Annotated in this window: 17 protein-coding genes; 9 read left to right on the top strand and 8 right to left on the bottom strand. The window is 59.4% G+C overall.

The features are described from left to right. Window positions 1-3 precede the first annotated feature (3 nt). From mdtD to GTU79_RS20445, 7 genes are all read right to left on the bottom strand, one after another. Entirely contained in the window at window positions 4-1,458 is a 1,455-nt protein-coding gene (gene mdtD / locus GTU79_RS20475; RefSeq protein WP_132926922.1) for a multidrug transporter subunit MdtD, read from the bottom strand. Between the two features lie 7 nt (window positions 1,459-1,465). Next, window positions 1,466-4,546, bottom strand: coding sequence for a multidrug efflux RND transporter permease subunit MdtC (mdtC, locus tag GTU79_RS20470; RefSeq protein WP_214513320.1), 3,081 nt, complete (start codon window positions 4,544-4,546; stop codon window positions 1,466-1,468). After that, window positions 4,543-7,659: an MdtB/MuxB family multidrug efflux RND transporter permease subunit gene (locus tag GTU79_RS20465; protein WP_203523673.1), complete on the bottom strand. Its 3,117-nt coding sequence runs from the start codon at window positions 7,657-7,659 to the stop codon at window positions 4,543-4,545. The genes mdtC and GTU79_RS20465 overlap by 4 nt, the downstream gene beginning before the upstream one ends. Beyond that, entirely contained in the window at window positions 7,659-8,915 is a 1,257-nt protein-coding gene (locus tag GTU79_RS20460; protein ID WP_413726989.1) for an MdtA/MuxA family multidrug efflux RND transporter periplasmic adaptor subunit, read from the bottom strand. Before GTU79_RS20460 ends, GTU79_RS20465 begins: the two co-directional genes overlap by 1 nt. Window positions 8,916-9,187: 272 nt before the next feature. Beyond that, window positions 9,188-9,349: a hypothetical protein gene (locus GTU79_RS20455; RefSeq protein ID WP_165934259.1), complete on the bottom strand. Its 162-nt coding sequence runs from the start codon at window positions 9,347-9,349 to the stop codon at window positions 9,188-9,190. 468 nt (window positions 9,350-9,817) lie between these two features. After that, the gene (locus GTU79_RS20450; RefSeq protein WP_203523672.1) at window positions 9,818-10,600 is read right to left on the bottom strand and encodes an ABC transporter substrate-binding protein; all 783 of its coding nucleotides are present in this window, start codon (window positions 10,598-10,600) and stop codon (window positions 9,818-9,820) included. A 67-nt stretch (window positions 10,601-10,667) separates the two neighbouring features. Continuing rightward, window positions 10,668-11,831: a methionine aminotransferase gene (locus tag GTU79_RS20445; RefSeq protein WP_203523671.1), complete on the bottom strand. Its 1,164-nt coding sequence runs from the start codon at window positions 11,829-11,831 to the stop codon at window positions 10,668-10,670. Between the two features lie 213 nt (window positions 11,832-12,044). Here GTU79_RS20445 and GTU79_RS20440 point away from each other — a divergent pair, with 213 nt between their 5' ends. From GTU79_RS20440 to ureG, 9 genes are all read left to right on the top strand, one after another. Then, complete coding sequence (locus GTU79_RS20440) at window positions 12,045-12,986, top strand: LysR substrate-binding domain-containing protein (RefSeq protein WP_253073384.1); 942 nt, start codon at window positions 12,045-12,047, stop codon at window positions 12,984-12,986. Window positions 12,987-13,058: 72 nt separating this feature from the next. Further along, window positions 13,059-14,015, top strand: coding sequence for an aldo/keto reductase (locus GTU79_RS20435; RefSeq protein WP_203523670.1), 957 nt, complete (start codon window positions 13,059-13,061; stop codon window positions 14,013-14,015). A gap of 175 nt (window positions 14,016-14,190) precedes the next feature. Beyond that, complete coding sequence (locus tag GTU79_RS20430) at window positions 14,191-15,015, top strand: urease accessory protein UreD (protein ID WP_203523669.1); 825 nt, start codon at window positions 14,191-14,193, stop codon at window positions 15,013-15,015. A gap of 201 nt (window positions 15,016-15,216) precedes the next feature. Further along, window positions 15,217-15,519: an urease subunit gamma gene (locus GTU79_RS20425; protein ID WP_132926938.1), complete on the top strand. Its 303-nt coding sequence runs from the start codon at window positions 15,217-15,219 to the stop codon at window positions 15,517-15,519. Between the two features lie 13 nt (window positions 15,520-15,532). After that, window positions 15,533-15,850 (top strand): urease subunit beta, encoded by a 318-nt coding sequence (locus tag GTU79_RS20420; RefSeq protein WP_132926940.1) that lies wholly within the window; start codon window positions 15,533-15,535, stop codon window positions 15,848-15,850. Then, entirely contained in the window at window positions 15,847-17,550 is a 1,704-nt protein-coding gene (gene ureC / locus GTU79_RS20415) for an urease subunit alpha (protein ID WP_203523668.1), read from the top strand. Before GTU79_RS20420 ends, ureC begins: the two co-directional genes overlap by 4 nt. An 89-nt stretch (window positions 17,551-17,639) precedes the next feature. Further along, window positions 17,640-18,089 (top strand): urease accessory protein UreE, encoded by a 450-nt coding sequence (ureE, locus tag GTU79_RS20410; RefSeq protein WP_203523667.1) that lies wholly within the window; start codon window positions 17,640-17,642, stop codon window positions 18,087-18,089. A 1-nt stretch (window position 18,090) separates the two neighbouring features. After that, the gene (locus GTU79_RS20405) at window positions 18,091-18,765 is read left to right on the top strand and encodes an urease accessory protein UreF (RefSeq protein ID WP_203523801.1); all 675 of its coding nucleotides are present in this window, start codon (window positions 18,091-18,093) and stop codon (window positions 18,763-18,765) included. A 45-nt stretch (window positions 18,766-18,810) separates the two neighbouring features. Then, window positions 18,811-19,440: an urease accessory protein UreG gene (gene ureG, locus GTU79_RS20400; protein WP_203523666.1), complete on the top strand. Its 630-nt coding sequence runs from the start codon at window positions 18,811-18,813 to the stop codon at window positions 19,438-19,440. Window positions 19,441-19,457: 17 nt separating this feature from the next. Here ureG and yegD read toward each other — a convergent pair whose 3' ends face one another. Next, the gene (gene yegD / locus GTU79_RS20395; RefSeq protein WP_203523665.1) at window positions 19,458-20,816 is read right to left on the bottom strand and encodes a molecular chaperone; all 1,359 of its coding nucleotides are present in this window, start codon (window positions 20,814-20,816) and stop codon (window positions 19,458-19,460) included. Window positions 20,817-20,870: the final 54 nt, after the last annotated feature.

Here is a 20,870-nt window from a genome sequence, read left to right as displayed (position 1 = left end):
TCGTTAGCTTTTGTCTTCCTGTTCCGTCAGTACGGCATTTTTCACGGTATCCGGCGGTACCCTGAGAAAAACCAGCGCCGGCAGGGCGATAACCACCGCCATACAGAGGTAGGTGGCGATAAACACCCCGTGCATATTGGCGGGGCTGGTGGAGGGAGCGTGCGAGGCGACAAACAGGCCGAGCAGAATCCCCGCGGTGGTGACTCCCAGGCTCATGGACAGCTGCATGACCATGGACAACAAGCTGTTGCCGCCGCTGGCCAGGGTGTCCGGCAAATCTTTCAGCGTTAAGGTGTTCATGGAGGTAAAACGCATGGCGTTAACCACGCCCTGGAAAAACAGCACCACCGGTATGGCATAAATCCAGCCCATCAGCGCCACCAGCGGGAAAACCAGGTTGACGGCCGCCAGCGCCAGCGTCGCCCCGGTCAGCACGGCACGGTAACCGAAGCGGTTAACGATCTGCACGATCATGCGCTTGGTGCCCATGCTGCCTATCACCATGGGAATCATCATCAGCCCCGCGTGAAACGGGGCGAAACCCACTCCCAACTGTAAAAACAGCGGCGTCATGAACGGCAGCATCCCGCTACCGATTCTCCCCAGCAGGCTGCCCAGCAGACCCAGAGAGAAGGTGGGGGTTTCAAACAGCTTGAGATTGAACAGGGCATCTTCGTTACGCCTGGCGTGCAGCCAGTAGCCCAGCAGCGCCAGAACGCCCACCACCGCCAGCAGGGCGATATACCGCGGGCCGAGCTCCAGACTCCGGCTTCCTCCCAGGGCCAGGGTCAGGGTGGCCATGCCCACCGCCAGCAGCACAAACCCGAAAAAATCGAAGCCACGGGTCTGCATGGTATAATTGGGCATCAGCAGCCAGGTTATCACCGCGCCGACGGCACCCACCGGTAGGTTGATCAAAAATATCCAATGCCAGCTGGCATATTCCACCAGAAAACCGCCCAGGGCCGGTCCCAGCAGCGGGCCGACCTGCCCGGGCATGGTAACAAAGGCCATCGCCGCCATATACTGGGATCGGGGCACGATTTTCATCACCGTCAGACGCCCCACCGGCACCATCATCGCCCCGCCGATACCCTGGATAACCCGGGAAATCTCCAGTTCATGCAGGGTGGAGGAACGGGCGCACAGCAGCGACCCCAGGGTAAACAGTAAAATCGCGCTGAAGAAGACCTTTTTGACCCCGAAACGGTCCGCCAGCCAGCCGCTGGCCGGCAGCATCATGGCCACCGTCAGCACATAAGAGACGATTACCGAATGCATATGCAGCGGATTTTCATGCAGGCTTTTCGCCATGGAGGGCAGGGCGGTATTGACGATGGTGGTGTCCAGCGTCTGCATAAAAAAGCCGAATGCGACTGTCCAAAGTTGCCAGTGTACCGACGCGGAAGGGCGGGGATCGGCGGTCGCTACGTGGTGTTGGAAAGGATGCCATCTCATGCGATCGTTACTCTTCTTTGGGGGTTGAGAAATGAGGAACCGTACGGCGCTTGATCCGTAATTTATCGAAAAACAGGTAAATGACGGGGGTGGTATACAGCGTCATCAGCTGGCTGACGATTAATCCGCCGACAATGGTAATGCCCAGGGGCTCGCGCAGCTCAGCGCCGTCGCCCCGGCTCAGAACCAGCGGCAGCGCGCCGAACAGCGCGGCCAGCGTGGTCATGATGATGGGCCTAAAGCGCAGTTGGCAGGCCTGGAAAATGGCGTCATGGGCGCTGATGCCGCTTTGCCGTTGGGCGGTGAGGGCGAAATCCACCATCATGATGGCGTTTTTCTTCACAATGCCTATCAGCAGCAGAATGCCTATCAGGGCGATTAAACTGAACGGCGCGTTAAAAAGCTCCAGGGCCAGCAGCGCGCCGATTCCGGCCGAGGGCAGCGTCGACAGTATGGTCAGCGGGTGGACATAGCTTTCATACAGAATGCCGAGGACAATATAGACCGTCGCCACCGCCGCCAGAATCAGCAGCAGCTGGGTTTGCTCGCTCTGCTCGTAAGCCTGGGCGGTGCCGGAAAAACCGCCGCGCACGCTGGGGGGCACGCCCAACTGCGTCATGGTCCGCTCGATGGCCGCCGTCGCGTCCGACAGCGCCACGCCGTCCGGCAGATTGAAGGCGATAGTGGACGAGGCGGACAGTCCTTGATGGTTCACCGCCAGCGGCGCATTGGCCGGCTGCCAATGGGCGAAGGACGACAGGGGAATCGGCTGGCCTTCGCTGTTATTCAAAAACATATGTTCCAGCGTACTAGGGTCCTGTGTATAGGGCGAGGCCACTTCCATCACCACCTTATATTGATTGAGGGGTTGATAAATGGTGGAGATCTGCCGTTGGCCGAACGCATTGTTCAGCAGATTGTTCACATCGGAGACTGACAGCCCCAGCCGCGCCAGCACATCGCGATCGTAAACCAGATCCAGCTCCGAGCCCTTATCCTGCTGGTCGGAGCTGATATCCGCCAACTGCGGCAGCGCCATCAACGCCTTACGCACTTTCGGCTCCCATTCGCGCAAATCCTCGATATTGTCGGCCAGTAAACTGTATTGATAGCTGGCGTTGGCCTGGCGCCCGCCGATACGGACGTCCTGCACCGCCATGAGGAACAGGCTGGCGCCGGGCTCTTTTGCCAGCTTGAGCCGCAGGCGGTCGATAATCTGCTGCGCGCTGTCCTTGCGTTCGGACAGCGGTTTCAGTGAAATATACATCGAGCCGCTGTGGGGGCGTGAACCGCCGGTATAACCGGTAACGTTGTCCACCGCCGGATCCTCCCGGACGATGCGCATGAAATCCTGCAGCTTGCCGCGCATGGCCTGGAACGATATGCTCTGGTCGGCCTGGATAAAACCCAGCACCCGGCCGGTGTCCTGCTCCGGCAAAAAGGTTTTGGGTATGGCGATATAGAGCCAGATATTCAGCGCCAGGGTGGCGATAAACAGCAGCAATACCCAGCGGGCGTGGGTCAGTACCCATTGCAGCGAGCGGGCATAGCGCAGCTGCAAGGCTTGCAGCAAAGCGGCGAAACTGTAGCGGCGGGCCGCGGCGTGGGGACGGCTGCGCAATAACCGGGCGCACAGCATAGGCGTCAGCGTCAGCGATACCGCCAGGGAAATGACGATGGCCACGGACAGGGTCACGGCAAATTCCCGAAACAGCCGGCCCGGTAAGCCGCCCATCAATAACAGGGGAATAAATACCGCAATCAGCGACAGGCTCATGGACAAGACGGTGAACCCCACTTCGCGCACCCCCAGCAGCGCCGCCGACAGAGGCTTTATGCCGTTTTCCACGTGGCGGGTGATATTTTCCATCACCACAATGGCGTCGTCCACCACAAAACCGGTGGCGATGGTCAGCGCCATCAGCGAAATATTATTCAGGCTGAAACCGCACAGGTACATGGCGGCGAAGGTCCCGATCAGCGATACCGGCACCGCCAGCGCCGGTATCAGCGTGGCGCGCCAGGAGCGCAGGAACAGCAGCACCACCAGGACAACCAGCACCACCGCTATTACCAATGATTGTTCCACTTCCGCCAGGGACGCGCGGATGGTGGGGGATCTGTCCTGGGCGACGGCCAGATCGATACCGGCGGGAATGGAGGCCCGCAGCGCGGGCAGTGAGTCGCGGATGGTTTTCACCGTCGAGATGATATTGGCATCCGGCGAACGCTGGATGGCAATCAATATCGCCGGCTTGCCGCCGGCCATGCCGGCGTTGCGCACGTCCTGCACGGAGTCTTTCACCTGGGCCACATCCTGCAGCCGCACGGCGCTATTGTCGCTGTAATGCACGATAAGCGGCTGATACTCCTTGGCGGTATGCAGGGCATCGTTGGTGCGGATTTGCCAGCGGGACTGCCGGTCTTCCACCACCCCCTGCGGGAGCCGGACGTTGGCCTGGCTAATGGCGTCGCGCACCTGGTCAAGGGTAACACCCTGGTTGAACAGCGCCAGAGGGTTTAGCTCCACCCGCACCGCCGGCAGCGAACCCCCGCCCACCGTGACATCGCCGACGCCCTCCATCTGCGAGATGTTCTGCGCCAGCTCGGTGGAGGCGATATCATACAATTGACCCTGGCTGTAGGTATCCGAGGTGAGGGTCAGGATCATGATGGGGGCGTCGGAGGGATTGACCTTACGGTACTGCGGCCGGCCGGGCATGCCGCTTGGCAGCAGGTTCTGCGCGGCGTTGATGGCCGCCTGCACGTCGCGTGCGGCGCCGTTGATATCACGATCCAGATCGAATTGCAGAATAACGCGGGTCGAGCCAAGGGTGCTGTTGGAGGTCATTTCGTTCACCCCGGCCACATGGCCCAGCGCCCGCTCCAGCGGCGTGGCCACCGAGGAGGCCATGGTATCGGGGGATGCGCCCGGCAGCGAGGCCGATACCACAATCACCGGAAAATCCACCTGGGGCAGCGGCGCCACCGGCAATAGCCTGAAACCCAGCACGCCGCATAACGCAATGGCCAGCATCAGCAATAACGTGGCCACCGGGCGGTAGATGAACAGGGCGAGAAATTTCATACCGACTCCGGCGTTTCTTCCACCTGGGGGCGGTTGCGCGACAGGCGATCAAACAGCAGATAAATCACCGGCGTGGTAAACAGCGTCAGCACCTGGCTGACCACCAGGCCGCCTACCATGCAGATTCCCAGCGGACGGCGCAGCTCGGCGCCGACCCCGGTGCTGAACATCAGCGGCAGGGCGCCGAACAGCGCCGCCAGGGTGGTCATCAGAATCGGCCGGAAGCGCAGCAAACTGGCCTGATAGATGGCATCGTAAGGCGTCATGCCCTTTTCCCGCTCGGCGGCCAGCGCGAAGTCTATCATCATGATGGCGTTCTTTTTGACGATACCGATCAGGAGGATAATGCCGATGATGGCGATGACGTCCAGTTCGTGGCCGGAGATAATCAGCGCCAGCAGTGCGCCCACCCCCGCGGTGGGCAGGGTGGAGAGGATGGTAACCGGGTGGATAAAGCTCTCATACAGCACCCCGAGCACGATATACACCGCCACGATGGCCGCCACAATCAGCCAGACGGTGCTGTTCAGCGCCGCTTGGAACGCCATGGTGCTGCCCTGGAAGCGGGTGCTGATGGTGGCGGGGAGCTCCAGCGACTGCTCGGCCTGTTTGATGGCGGATACCGCTTCTCCCAGCGAGTAGCCCGGCGCCAGGTTGAACGAGACGGTGGCGGAAGGGAACTGCTCCTGATGGTTTATCGACAGCGGCCCCAGGCGCTGCTGCACGCTGGTGATGGCGCTCAAGGGGACAATATTGCCATCGCTGCCTTTCAGGCGGATATCCCCCAGCGCCGCCAGGCCGGGGCTGGCGTCTGTGTCATGTTGCAGCACCACCCGGTACTGGCTGGCCTGGGTATAAATCGTTGAAATCAATCGCTGGCCGAACGCGTTGTACAAGGCATTGTCCACATCCGTCATGCTGATGCCCAGGCGGCTGGCGCTGTCGCGATCCACCCTGATATAGGCTTCCAGGCCCTGGTCTTGCAAATCGCTGCCCACATCCCTTAGCTGCGGCAGGGCCTGCAGGCGTTCCAGCAGCCGCGGCACCCATTTATTCAAATCCTCCAGGGACAGGGACTGGAGGGTAAACTGATATTGGGTATAGCTGAGCTGGGTATCGATGGTGAGATCCTGTATCGGCTGCAAATAGAGCCGGATACCGGTTAATCCGTCGACGGCCCGCTGCAGCCTGGCGATAACCACATCCACACGATCGGCCCGTTGTCCCAGGGGTTTGAGATTGATCTGCAGCCGGCCGCTGTTCAACGTGGCGTTGGTGCCGTCCACGCCGATAAGGGAAGAGACGCTTTCAACCGCCGGGTCGCGCATGATGGTGGATACCACGGCCTGCTGGCGCCGGGCCATGTTGCTGAACGAAACGCTCTGCGCGGCCTGGACCGTTCCCTGGATGACGCCGTTGTCCTGGGTGGGGAAGAAGCCTTTCGGAATGAACAGATAGAGCAAAATCGTCAGGGCCAGCATGCTCAGGGCCACCACCAGCGTTTGCCAGGGATGGCGAAGCACCTTTTCCAGGGCGCGGCCGTAACCGGCCACCACCCGTTCAAACAGCCGCTCGCTGGCGCGGGTAAACCGATTCTGCCTGCGCAGCGATTCGTAGCTCAGCATGCGAGCGCACATCATCGGCGTCAGCGTCAGCGATACAACGGCGGAAATCAGGATGGCGATGGCCAGGGTGACGGCGAATTCCCGGAACAGCCGACCGACGATATCGCCCATGAAGAGCAGCGGAATCAGCACCGCGATCAGGGAAACCGTTAATGAAATAATGGTAAATCCGATTTCCCCGGCGCCTTTCAGCGCCGCCGCCAGGGGCTTTTCCCCCTGTTCGATGTAGCGGGAGATATTTTCAATTACCACGATGGCGTCATCCACCACAAACCCGGTGGCAATGGTGAGCGCCATCAGCGTCAGGTTATTGATGGAGAAGCCCAGCATATACATCACCGCAAAGGTTCCCACCAGGGAGAGCGGCACGGCCACCGCCGGGATAACCGTTGCCGCGGCGTTGCGCAAAAACAGGTAGATCACCATGACCACCAGGGCAATGGACAGCAGCAGTTCAAACTGTACGTCGCTGACCGATGCGCGGATATTGACGGTACGATCCGCCAGCAGCGATACGGTAACGGATTTGGGCAGGCTGGCGGTAAGGGCCGGCAATAAAGCGCGGATATTGTCGGCGGTGGTGATGACGTTGGCGCCGGGCTGACGCTGGATATTCATTACGATGGCCGGCTGGCGATTGGCCCAGGCGCCCAGATAGACGTTTTCCGCCCCCTGTTCGATGGTGGCCACATCCCCTAACCTGACCGGGGCGCCGTTCTGCCAGCTGATAATCAGCCGGCGGTAATCATCGGCGGATTTCATCTGATCGTTGGCGGACAGGGTCACCGACCGCTCAGGCCCGTCCAGACTGCCTTTAGGCGTGTTGACGTTGGCGGCCGCGATGGCGGTGCGCACCGTTTCACTGTCCAGGCCATAGGCCGCCAGCGCCTGGGCGTTCAGCTTTACCCGTACCGCCGGACGCTGCCCGCCGGATATGGACACCAGGCCGACGCCGGTAACCTGGGAAATCTTTTGCGCCACCCGGGTCTCCACCATGTCTTCCACCTGGATCATCGACATGGAGGTGGAGGTGACCGCCAGGGTCATGATGGGCGGGTCGGCCGGGTTGACCTTGCTGTACACCGGCGGATTGGGCAAATCGGACGGCAGCAGGTTGGTGGCGTTATTGATTGCCGCCTGCACTTCCTGTTCGGCCACGTCCAGCGGCAGCGACAGCTGGAATTGCAGGACGATGACCGACGCGCCGCCGGAGCTTCGGGATGACATCTGCTGCAGTCCCGACATCTGGCCGAACTGGCGTTCCAGCGGCGCGGTGATGGCGGAGGTCACGACATCCGGACTGGCGCCGGGGTACAGCGTGACCACCTGGATGGTGGGGTAATCCACTTCCGGCAGCGCCGATACCGGCAGCGTCCGATAACCGATGATGCCGGCCAGCAGAATGGCTATCATGAGCAGCGTAGTGGCCACCGGCCTGAGTATAAACAGCCTTGAGGGACCGCCGTTGTGGCTGGGCAAAACCTCCATCAGGACTTTTCTCCCCGGTGTTTCGGTATATAAACCGGGGATGTTTCCGTATTGACCGGGGATACCACTTCAACTTTGGCGCCTTCGGTCAGGCGATCGATGCCATCGGTAACCACCCGCTGTCCCGCTTCCAGTCCGGCGGTAATCACCACCTGCCGGCTGTCCTCCATACCGGTGGTGACGCGATGCTGGCTGACCTGATTATCATCATTCAACACCCAAACGAAATGCCCGTCGTTATTCATTTGCACCGCGGCAGGAGGAACCACCACCGCATTTTGCAGGGTATCCACTTTCATCCGTATATTGACGAATTGATTGGGGAACAGGCTGTCGTCGGTATTGTCGAAACGCGCTTTCAGTTTCACCGTGCCGGTGGCGGTATCAATCTGGTTATCCAGGCTCAGTAATTTACCGTCGGTGAGCTTTTGCTTATTGGTGCGATCCCAGGCTTGTGCCGGCAGTACGCCGTTTTTTTGCCCCTTGATAACCGTAGGGATATCGTTTTCTGGCAGAGTGAACACCACGTCGATGGGCCGGGTTTGGGTTATTATCACAATGCCGGTGGTATCGGCGCTGGTAATATAATTGCCCACATCCACCTGTCGCAGACCCACGCGTCCGTCGATAGGCGCGGTAATGCGGCTGTAAGCCAGCTGCAGCTCGGCGCTGGCCACCGCCCCTTGGTCTACCTGGATCTGGCCTTCATATTCATTCACCGTGGATTGCTGGGTATCCATCTGCTGGCGGGAGACCATACTGGTTTTCACCAGATTCCGGTAGCGGGTCAAGTCCTGCCGCGCGTTGGCGAGGGTGGCCTGATCTTTGGCCAACTGCCCCCTAGCCTGCTGCAACGCCACGTCGAACGGCCGGGGATCGATTTCAGCCAGCAAGGTTCCGGCCTTCACCCACTGCCCTTCGTCAAAATGCAGCGCCATAAGCTGGCCGTCCACGCGGCTGCGCACCGTCACGGTTGCGGCGGCGGTAACCGTGCCCAGGCCGGAGAGATAATAGGGCACTGACTTTTGCTGCGCCTGCGCCGCCTGAACCGGCGGCAAAGCCTGCTGCTGACGCCGTCCGCCGCCCTGCTGGGCGGCGTGTTGCCGTTCGCCGCCGTGATGGCGTCCGCCTTCCGCCGTCGCGGGTATGGACGGCTGATGGAAATGACGCCAGACCACCACGGCGCCAATGACAATAATCAATAGCACTACTGTTAAGCCAAGTAAGCGTCCAATGCGTTTACCCTTCATTGATATCTTTACCTTCACGTCATGCGAGCAGGGCACAAGGATCGCATGTCCCTGCGAAAAGGGAAATTCCTATAGTTATTTTAGTCAGAAATGGGCCGGTAAATATGGAGGAAGTATGGAGGTACCGTCAGGGTAGGCCGTGAATCTGTCAGCGGCGCGCCGAAAGCGCTGACAAAAGCGTTTATTACCGGAACGGCGCGGCGGCTTCAGCCGAACCGGTAGTGATGTTTTGGCAGAGGACGCTGCGTTCAGTATAATGACATTGTCGTCGCCCGTGGCTATGCGCTGATGCTTTCACTCTTTTGTTTGAGTAAATCATCAAATAATCTCTCGATTTTTTTCATTTGCTGTAAAAATTCAGTTGGGGACAGAACATGCTGTTTACTGCTCATATAGGCTAAAGCCAGCTCTTTTGCCTGATAACGAGAGAATGTATACATATACCAGTCCTTATTAATATTTGTCAGAATGTTCAGTTAGTTATAAATGAACTCGATTATATATGCCAACATTGACCATTTACGGTTAACTGCCGAACCACATTCGCCCATCCTGAAACGCCTTTTCCTATAAGGCAGGATTGACGGTGTATTCCCTCTCGCTCTGGGACCAATGTAGGAGTAACAGCATTTTTACCAACTGGTTATACAAATAGAATCGATTGCTGAAATATTACGATAAGGGCTCGGAAAACCGGTTGACCTGCCGCGCTTCATTGACGGCGGGCTATTTCGCAGGGTATGGGATTAACGGTTTTCAAATGAAGGTCGATTTTCTTGGAAAATGAATAATATTAGTGTGTCTCTTTAAAATTTATTTATTTTCAGTAAATTCGATTTCCATGGCGGTAGTGTCCCCATTCCTCTGGCAAGGGTTGGCAATGGGGACCAAGCGATAGTGATGGAATATTATTGCGGCGCCGAAACGTCGATATCGCCGAAATATTTATGCGCCAGGATTTTAATCGTACCCTGGGCTTTTACCTTGGCGATAGCCGCGTTCAACTGCCGTTTCAAGGCATCATCGCCTTTACGGATACCAAAAGCGATGCCGCTGCCGAGAATGTTATCGTCGCTGACCGCATCGCCGACAAAAGCGAAACCTTTGCCCTGCGGCTGGGCCAGGAAACCGGACTGGCCGGCCGGCGCCAGTACCAGCGTGCTATCCAGGCGGCCGGAAGCCAGATCCATATAGACCTGGTTTTGATCCTGGTAGGACACCACATGGACGCCCTGGCTTGCCCAATGGGCATTGGCATAGGATTCCTGAATGGAGCCCTGCAGGACGCCGACGTTTTTGCCTTTCAGCGCCTCTGGGGTGGCGGTTAATCCGCTGTCGGCGCGGGCAATGAGTTTTGTCGGCACGCGATATATCACATCGGTGAAATCGATGGCCTGTCTGCGTTTCTCCGTGACGTTCATCGCCGAATTGATGGCATCGAATTTGCGGCCCTGCAGCGCCGGGATCAGGCCGTCAAATGAGGTATCCAGCCATTGGCACTTTGCCTTGGCGGCCTGGCAGACGGCATTGCCTAAATCGATATCGAAACCTTGCAGTTCGCCGGTGGGGGATTTCGATTCAAAGGGGGGATAAAGCGCTTCGAGGCCAAAACGGATCGTTCCTTCAGCGGCCAGCGCCGGCAAAACGGCCAATCCACAGGTAATGAGCACTAAGGCGGAAAATTTATTCATTTTAAGTCCTGTTAAAGGTCAATGGTCAAAGGTAAATACGATGCTTCTGGATAAAGATCGCGATTCCTCAGACGGTGCCCCAGGCGCACAGCCGGCGCGCGCCTTCGAGCAATGTCTCGTCGTCCTTGGCAAAGCTGAGCCTTATCATGCCGGTTTCGGTGCCGTCATTGTAAAACGCCGACAAGGGTATGGAAGAGACTTTCGCGTCCCGTATCAATCCCACGGCCATGTCATTATCACTCATAGAGGAAAAATGGCGAAAGCGCGCCAATAGGAAAAAACTCCCTGCGCTTGGCATCACATGGAAAGGCGAGGACGCCAGCGCCTGCGTCAGCAGGTCGCGTTTGTGCTGGTAAAATGCCGGCAGGCGCAAATAGCTGTCGGGGTTTTCCAGTGCAGTGGCGAAGGCGTATTGCATCGGCGTGTCGGCGGCGAATACCATGAACTGATGCACTTTGCGGATCTCCCACATGAGCTCCGCCGGCGCCAGGCAGTAACCCACCCGCCAGCCGGTGACGCCGTAGGTCTTGCCGAAGGACGACACCACCACGCTGCGCGCGGCGAGAGCCGGGTAGGCGGCCATGCTCCGGTGGGGCTGGCCGTCGAATACCATATGCTCGTACACTTCATCGGAGAGAATCAGGATATCCGTATTCTCGGTCAAGGCGGTGAGCCGACGGATATCCTCTTCGCTAAAAGCCATGCCGGTGGGATTGTGGGGACTGTTGACGATGATCATCCGGGTGCGGGACGTAACGGCCGCGGACACCGCGTCCCAATCGATACGCAGGTCGTCAAGGGAGATTTTCACCGGTACCGGCACCGCCCCCTGCAGGCGGGTGATGGGCGCGTAGCTGTCGAAGGCCGGCTCGAAATAGATGACTTCATCCCCCGGATGGACCAGGGCGCTTATGGCGCTGTACAGTCCCTGGCTGGCGCTGGCGATAATGGTGACCTCCCGTGCGGGGTCGTAATGACTGCCGTATAGTCTCGCCACCTTTTCCGCCAAGGCTTCGCGCAGCGCCGGCAGGCCGGTCATCGCCGAATACTGATTATGTCCGGCGCGCATGGCTTCGGCGGTGTAGTCCACCAGTTGGGGATCGCAATCGAAACTCGGCGAGCCCGCGGCGAGATTCACGGCATGGTGTTCGGCGCTCAACTGGCCGATGGTGGTAAATATGGTGGTGCCGACGTCAGGCAGCTTAGAGCGGGCGGGAATAACGCTCTGCATGGAATGGTCCCTCTATGGATACCGGCCGGGGGCAAAATACCGGGGGTAAAGTTGTGTAATGGACAATGTTCAACGATTAAGCAACAGATCCCACCGGCGGACAATGGATAATTCATCATGGTTGCCATGTTGCGGGATCATGGCTCCAATGGCAGTATGGCCTTGGACCGAGGTGATCTTTATTGTCATGGAAAAATTATAGCGGGTAGGGTCATGGGCGCACTTCCTTCACTGGATGTATTGAAAACCTTTGTGATTGTGGCGGAACAGCTGAACTTCACCCATGCGGCGCAGCGGCTGCATATTACCCAGGGGGCGGTCAGCCGGCAGATTGCCGGCCTGGAGCAGCATCTGGGGGCCGCGCTGTTTATCCGGCGGGCCCGCGGGCTGGTGTTAACCGCGCGAGGCGCCGAATTATTGGCCCCGCTGCAGCAGGCTATGGAACAAATCGATACCGCCCTGGACGGGTTCAACGCCAAGCCGGATACGCTGCGGGTTAAATGTCCCACCTGCGTCATGCGCTGGCTGCTGCCGCGGGTAATCCAACTGCAGGCAGGGCATCCGGAAATCGACATCGCGCTGACCACCTCCATCACCCACGGCGTGGATTTTCGCCATGAGCATTTTGATGCGGCGGTGCTCTATGGCCGGCCGGCGGATAAACAGCTGTGCGCCATCCATTTGTTCGACGAGGTGCTGACGCCGGTGTGCGTGCCGGAACTCTGGCGGGAAAACGCCGCCATCGCGGACGGACTGGCGGATAAAACCCTGCTGCATCCCACCCGCGACGGACGCGACTGGCTGGCGTGGCTGAAGGCCGCCGGCCGGGACGGCCTGCCGGCGGCCAAGGCGCAGCATTTCGATACCCTTGATTTGGCTATGACCGCGGCCATACAAGGCTATGGCATCGCCATAGGCGATCTGTGCCTGATTGAGTATGAGCTGCAGGCCGGCCGTTTAATCGCGCCATTTTCCCACTGCCTGCGAAGCGGCGCGGCCTATTATCTGGTCTTTCCCGAGCAATCCGCGCTATCGCCGGCGTTGCGGCTGCTGACGGAGTGGCTGCAGCAGGAAGCGCTGCACAGCCGGCAGCGCCAGCGGGATAATATGTCGGACGACGAGAATCTCATTTCCATAGCCGGTAATACTTGGTAAAACAGATTAATACCCGCGGGCGCAATAACGTTTTACACTTCCCATATCAACATGACAGATCAAGGAGAGAGTATGAAAACCAGAACGCTGGGCCGTTCAGGCATTGCCGTTCCCAAACTCTGTTTCGGCGGCAACGTCTTCGGCTGGACCATCGATCAGGCCGCCTCCTTTCGCATCCTCGATGCCTTGGCGGAAAGAGAACTTAATTTCATCGACACCGCGGATGTGTATTCCGCCTGGGTTGACGGCAACCAGGGCGGCGAATCGGAGACTATCATCGGCAATTGGCTGAAGAAAACCGGCAAGCGCGACGGGATTATCCTCGCCACCAAAGTGGGCAAGCCGATGGGCGCGGGTAAAGAAGGACTGTCGGCCGCCTATATCAAGCAGGCGGTGGAGGCTTCTTTGCGCCGGCTGCAAACCGACTATATCGATTTGTACCAGTCCCATTCCGATGACGAATCCGTGCCTTTGGAAGAAACCCTGGGCGCGTTCGACGCGTTAATCAAAGAGGGCAAGGTGCGGGCCATCGGGGCATCCAATTATTCCGGCCCCCGGCTGGCGCAGGCGCTGCGCATCAGCGAACAGAACGGGCTGGCACGCTACGAAACCCTGCAACCGCAATATAACCTCTACGATCGGCAGGAGTATGAGCAGGATTTGGAGCCCGTTGTCACCGCCCACGGCGTCGGCGTCATTAACTACTACGCCCTGGCCAGCGGCTTTCTGTCCGGCAAATACCGCGCCAAAGAGGACGCCGCAAAAAGCAAACGGGGCGAGAAGGTCATCAGCACCTATCTCAATACCCGCGGCCTGCGTATCCTGCACGCCCTGGATGCGGTGAGCGAGCGCTACCGGGCCACGCCTACCCAGGTGGCCCTGGCCTGGCAGATACAGCGGCCCGGCATCACCGCGCCCATTGTCAGCGCCACCTCCCTCGAACAGCTGGAGGAAGTGGCGAATGCCTTGACCCTGACCCTGCGTGACGATGACTATGCGTTACTGGAGCAGGCCAGCGCCTGGCGGTAATCCCTTTCCCAGCGAGTACGGTGTCTCGAGCCCCGGCCGTTTGCCGGGGACATGATTAACCCTCTTTTTGCGATGACTTCTTTGAGACCTTTTCTTTGAGACAAGAGTTGAGGCGAGAGTCGAGGCGAGACTTAAGGACAAAATGCACCCTGGCGCAGCAAATGATGAAATGCCGGTGAATCAGACGGCCGATGACGAGGCGGCCGGCTGGCTTGGCCGGTTGGATCTGACCTTTGCTCGCCGCGGCCGGCGTACGGCGATGATCCGGTGCGCCCATAGCGGCCCCTTCACCGTACAGCGCGCGTTTTACCCGGAAGAGGACCATCCCCATGTCTATCTCCTGCATCCGCCGGGCGGAGTGGTGGGGGGCGACCGGCTTGAGCTGTCGGTGCGCCTGGAACAACGCAGCCATGCCGTGATGACCATGCCGGGGGCGACCAAATTTTACCGCAGCGCCGGAGCCGAGGCACGGCTGACGCAAAAATTTTCCCTTGAAGAGGACAGCGTGCTGGAATGGCTGCCGCAGGGGAATATTCTATTTCCTGCCGCCAATGTTGCGATAAACAGTGAATTTACCCTGCAAGCCGGCGCGCGTCTGCTGGGATTCGAGACCTTTTGCCTGGGGCGTCCGGTGATGGGGGAAAGTTTTCATCGCGGCCGATGCCACAGCGTGCTGCGTATCCGCTTACCCGGTTCGGCGGGGCTTTATGAACGGCTGGGCATCGAGGGGGGCAAACTGGATAAACTGGCCGGTTATCCCCTGATCGGTACCTTTTTCGCCGCGCCCGCCAGCGGTGAGATGCTGGATAACGTCCGCGTTTTATTATCCCGCTCAGCGCTGCCGGCAGCGGGCGCCACGCTGGTGGACCAGCTGTTGATGGTGCGGCTGCTGGATAATGACAATCAGCGCTTGCAGGAAATTCTACACGGAATATGGGCCCTGCTAAGGCCGCTGATGCTGGACCGGCAGGCGGTGCCGCCGCGCATCTGGTCCACCTGAATGCGTGATATGCCCCCGGCTGGTGCAAATCGTCGCCGCTGCGCCGCCATGGTGCGGCGGCTGACCTGAAATCGTGCCTGGCGGGATGATAACCGCCCGTTATCGCTGGCGTGATATTTGCAATGCTATGGTTTTGGCCAGGGTTCTGGCGCGACAGGTTTTTTCTCATAAAAAACAATTGGGCGACTTTAGGAGCAAGATATGGAGCTGTCCCCGAGAGAGAAAGATAAATTGCTGCTGTTTACCGCGGCGCTGCTGGCGGAGCGCCGCCGCGCCCGCGGCTTGAAACTCAACTATCCGGAAGCGGTGGCCCTTATAAGCGCGGCTATCCTGGAAGGGGCCCGCGATGGTTTGACGGTGGCCGAGCTGATGAGCGCCGGCCGTGAAGTCTTGACCCGTGACGATGTGATGGAAGGGGTGCCGGAAATGATCCCCGATGTGCAGGTTGAGGCCACCTTTCCGGACGGAACCAAACTGGTGACCGTTCACGACCCCATTATCTGACAGGATATTTATCATGATTCCAGGTGAAATGCGTATCGCCTCCGGTGACATCGACCTGAATGCCGGCCGGCCGCGAATCTCGGTAACGGTGGCCAATCACGGCGATCGGCCGGTGCAGGTGGGTTCCCATTACCATTTTTTTGAAGTCAATCCTGCGCTGCATTTCCATCGCGGGCCGACTCGGGGTTTCCGGCTGGACATCGCCGCCGGTACCGCGGTGCGCTTCGAACCGGGCCAGTCCCGGGACGTGGAACTGGTGGCCTATGACGGCCGGCGCGAAGTATACGGTTTTCGCGGCGAGATAATGGGCAAGCTGGAGCCATCCTCATGAGCAAAATCTCACGGCGCGCTTATGCCGAAATGTTCGGTCCGACCCAGGGCGACAGGGTGCGGCTGGCGGATACCGAACTGTGGATTGAAGTGGAAAAAGATTTCACCGTTTACGGCGAAGAGGTGAAGTTCGGCGGCGGCAAGGTGATTCGCGACGGCATGGGACAAGGCCAGATGACCTCGGCGTTTTGCGCCGATCTGGTGCTGACCAACGCGCTTATCATCGATCATTGGGGCATCGTCAAGGCGGATATCGGCGTTAAAGACGGCCGTATTATGGCTATCGGCAAAGCCGGCAATCCCGATATACAGCCGGGAGTGACCATTGCCATCGGTCCGGGTACCGAAGTGGTGGCGGCGGAAGGCAAAATCGTCACCGCCGGCGGCATCGACAGCCATATACATTTTATTTGTCCGCAGCAGGTGGAAGAAGCCATTTGTTCCGGTGTGACCACCATGATCGGCGGCGGCACCGGGCCGGCGGCCGGCACCAATGCCACCACCTGTACGCCGGGGCCATGGTATCTGGCGCGTATGCTGCAGGCGGCGGACGCCTTGCCGGTGAACATCGGGTTTACCGGCAAGGGCAACGCTTCCCGGCCGGAAGCCCTGGCGGAGCAGGTGGAAGCCGGCGCCATCGGCCTGAAGCTGCATGAGGACTGGGGATCAACGCCGGCGGCCATCAATTGCTGCCTCGGGGTAGCGGATGAATACGACGTCCAGGTGGCTATCCATACCGATACCCTGAATGAAGCGGGGTTTGTGGAAGATACCCTGGCGGCCATCGGCGATCGCACCATTCATACCTACCATACCGAAGGGGCGGGGGGCGGGCATGCGCCCGACATCATCCGGGTGTGCGGCTACGGCAATATCCTGCCGTCCTCCACCAACCCCACCATGCCCTATACCGTCAATACCATCGACGAGCATCTGGATATGCTGATGGTCTGCCATCATCTGGACGCCGGCATCGCTGAAGACGTGGCCTTTGCCGAATCGCGCATCCGCCGGGAAACCATTGCCGCGGAAGATATCCTGCACGACCTGGGCGCCTTTTCCATGCTGTCGTCTGATTCCCAGGCCATGGGCCGGGTAGGGGAGGTTATCCTGCGCACCTGGCAGGCGGCACACAAGATGAAGGTGCAGCGCGGCCCGCTGGCGCCGGATACCGAGCGTAACGACAATTTCCGGGTAAAACGCTATATCGCCAAGTACACTATCAACCCGGCCATTACCCATGGCATCTCCCATGAGGTGGGGTCAATCGAACCGGGGAAACTGGCGGATCTGGTGCTGTGGTCGCCGGCGTTTTTCGGCGTTAAGCCCGCTTTGATCATCAAAGGCGGCATGATTGCCATGGCGCCGATGGGGGATGCCAACGCCTCCATCCCCACGCCGCAGCCGGTGCATTACCGGCCGATGTTCGGCACGCTGGGCAATGCCCGCCACGCCACCCGCATGACCTTTTTATCCCAGGCGGCCTGCGGCAACGGACTGGCCGGTCGCCTGGGGCTGGCCAGCCTGATAGGGGAAGTGCGGACATGCCGGCAAGTCAGGAAAGCCGATATGATCCATAATCATTGGCAGCCGACCATCGATGTGGATGCGCAAACCTATCAGGTGCGCGCCGACGGACAGCTGCTGGTGTGTGAGCCGGCGAGCGTTTTGCCCATGGCGCAACGGTACTTTTTGTTCTGATGCGTTTTTTCGAGTGCGGCGATTGCCTGTGCAAACCGTGTTGATTCGATCTTTTTATACCCGACTTTTAACAGAGCCAGAGAACCCGGATGATAGTGTTAACAAAACGTCTCGATCATGCCCATGATACCACCGCTACCCTGACCATCGATTTGGATACCCGGTTGAAAAGCCGGGCGCAGGTTATGCTCGATGACGGCCGCGAGGCCGGTTTGATGCTGCCACGGGGGCAGATCCTGCGCGGCGGCGAGCTGCTGTCCACCGAGGACGGCGCCGAGGTGGTGCGCATTATCGCCGCGGTGGAAACCGTCTCCACCGCCTACGCCACGAACCCGCTGCTGCTGGCGCGCCTGTGTTATCACCTGGGCAACCGCCATGTGCCTCTGCAAATCGAGCAGGGCTGGGTACGATATCAGCACGATCACGTGCTGGATGACATGGCGCGGGGATTGGGGGCGAAGGTCAGCACTGAACAGGCGCCCTTTGAACCGGAGGCCGGCGCGTACCAAAGCGCGCCGCACGGCCATCATCATCACTGACATGCCTGATCTGGCGCTGCTGCGCCTGCTGCAGTTAATCAGTCCCAGCCTGCCGGTGGGGGGATTCACCTACTCCCAGGGGCTTGAATACGCGGTGGAGGCGGGCTGGGTCGCCTCGGATACGGATTTTGTCCGCTGGCAGCAGCGGATTATCGAGGATACTCTCGGCGGCGTAGACTGGCCGGTTCTGGTGCGGTTATATCGCGCCTGCGAAAAAAACGATAGCCATGGGTTTGCCTGCTGGAGCGATTTTTTGCTGGCGAACCGGGAAACCGGCGAGCTGCGCAACGAAGAGAAGCAGCGGGGCCAAGCCTTGGCACGGTTAATCGCCGAATGGCCGGACCTGCCTTTCACCCCGCCGTGGCAACCGGCGGTACGCCAATGCCAGTTGGCGGGGTTCGCCTGGCTCGGATGGCAATGGGGCGTTCCGCTACGGGCGTTGGCGCTGGGTTATGGCTATAGCTGGCTGGAAAGCAGCGTGATGGCGGGACTCAAGCTGGTGCCGTTCGGCCAGCAGAAAGCCCAAAGCCTGCTGCGCGTTCTTTCGGCCACCCTGCCCGAGGTGTTTGCCAAGGCCATGACCCTTGAGGACGATGAATTGGGCGGCAGCTTTCCGCTGCAGGCTATTGCATCGTCCTGCCATGAAACCCAGTATTCCCGCTTGTTCCGTTCCTGAAGGAGCAAGACCGCTGATTGTTCGAATAACGTTTAGGAAAAGATGATGCAACAGTACAAACAACCGTTACGTGTAGGTGTGGGCGGTCCGGTGGGATCCGGTAAAACTGCGCTGCTGGAGGCGTTGTGCAAATCCCTGCGCCATCGCTATCAACTGGCGGTGGTCACCAATGATATCTATACCAAGGAAGACCAGCGCATTCTTACCGAAGCCGGCGCCCTGGAGGCTGAGCGTATCGTCGGCGTGGAAACCGGCGGCTGTCCTCATACCGCCATCCGTGAAGATGCATCGATGAATCTGGCGGCGGTGGACGATCTGGCGAGGAAATTCGGCAATCTGGACATCATTTTTGTGGAAAGCGGCGGCGATAACCTCAGCGCCACCTTCAGCCCTGAGCTGGCGGACCTGACGGTATACGTTATTGATGTCGCCGAAGGGGAAAAAATCCCCCGCAAAGGCGGTCCGGGCATTACCAAATCGGATTTCCTGGTGATAAACAAAATCGATTTGGCCCCTTACGTGGGCGCCTCCCTGGAGGTAATGAAATCAGATACCGACCGGATGCGGCCGCAGCGGCCCTGGGCTTTTACCAACCTGAAAACCGGCGAGGGGCTGGAAACGCTGATAGCCTTTATCCTCAAACAGGGAATGCTCGCCGACAGCCCCTCGCTATAAGCCCATGCGGTACGGAGTTATCCGGCGAACTGCCGCTGCGCCCAGCGCGCCAAACCGGCGGTGACCGAACCGAAATCATCGCCGCCGGTGAGGGGAATGCCCGGCAGACTGCGTTCCACCGTCGCTCGCAGCAAAGGGGAGCGCGCGCTGCCGCCCGTGAGATAGACCACATCCGGGCGCGGGGCGCCGCTTTGCGCCAGGACCTCGTCCACCTGCTGCTGAATCCGGTTCATGGGCTGGCGGATGGCGTCCTCCAGTTCCGCCTGGCTGATGGGCACCTCTATGCCGCTGCGGATAAAATCCAGCGGGGCAACCGTGCGCGATTCGGATGAGAGGGCGATTTTGCTCTGTTCGGCGCTGCGCACCAACCGGTAGCTCAATCGCTGCCGATAAACCTGCAGCAGTCCGCTCAGGCGATCGGGGTCGGCGGCCCCCAGCATCAGCTCACGCAAAAAGCGTCCGTTGGCGGTACTGTAAAACTCGCTTTGCGCCGGGATATCATTTATCGCCACCGCTTGCCAAAAGGGCAGCGCCGGCAGCGCCAGTCCCTTGTTGGTCATGCCTCCCATACCGATGCTCGGCGTCAGCTGTTTAAACGCCAGCATGATATCCAGATCGTTACCGCCGACCCGGCAGCCGCTGTGCCCCAGCAGGCTCGCCCGGCGATCACGCTGTTTGAGCCACTCCGGTCCCATCAGTAGCAAGGAGCAGTCGGTGGTGCCCCCGCCGATATCCACCACCAGGACGATTTTTTCCTCCCGCAGGGTGGCTTCGAAGTCAAGACCCGCCGCCACCGGTTCAAACTGGAAAGCGACGTCTGAAAAGCCGGCGCGCGTGGCGGCGCGTTGCAAAATATTCTGCGCCTGCCGGTTGGACTCTTCCCCGCCGGTGCCCTGGAAGTTCACCGGCCGGCCGATCATGGCCTGGGTAATAGGAGCCGATAATGCCGTTTCCGCCTGCCTTTTGATATGGCACATCATGGCGCAGACCAAATCCTCGAACAGGGCGATTTGCTGCGGCTTCAGACCGTTGGCGCCCAGGAAAGACTTCGGGGATTTCACAAAGTAGACGTCTTCCGGGTCGGCGATGTAGTTGGCCAGGGCGCGCTGGCCGAATTGCAGGCTTTGATCCGTGAGGATGATATCGTCCTCGCGATTGGCGTTGATGGCGCGGCGCAACAGCTGCTGGTTCTCGTCGCTGCCGGCGGGCACCTGCCAGAAGCGATGCAGGTATTCACTCACCGCATCCCTCGTCGGCGAGCATAACATAGACGCCATATAGGGCGAGGTGTCTTCCAGCGGCAGCAAGCGCGGCTGGGTGCCCTCCATCACCGCCACTGAGCAATTGGCGGTACCGTAATCGAATCCGATAAACATTATCATCTCCCCATGCCAATGAGGCGGCAAACTTTACAATAATGTAGCAAAGCA

Source organism: Sodalis ligni, from assembly GCF_016865525.2.
Classification (GTDB): domain Bacteria; phylum Pseudomonadota; class Gammaproteobacteria; order Enterobacterales; family Enterobacteriaceae; genus Acerihabitans; species Acerihabitans ligni.
This window is presented reverse-complemented; position numbering and strand designations above follow the sequence as displayed.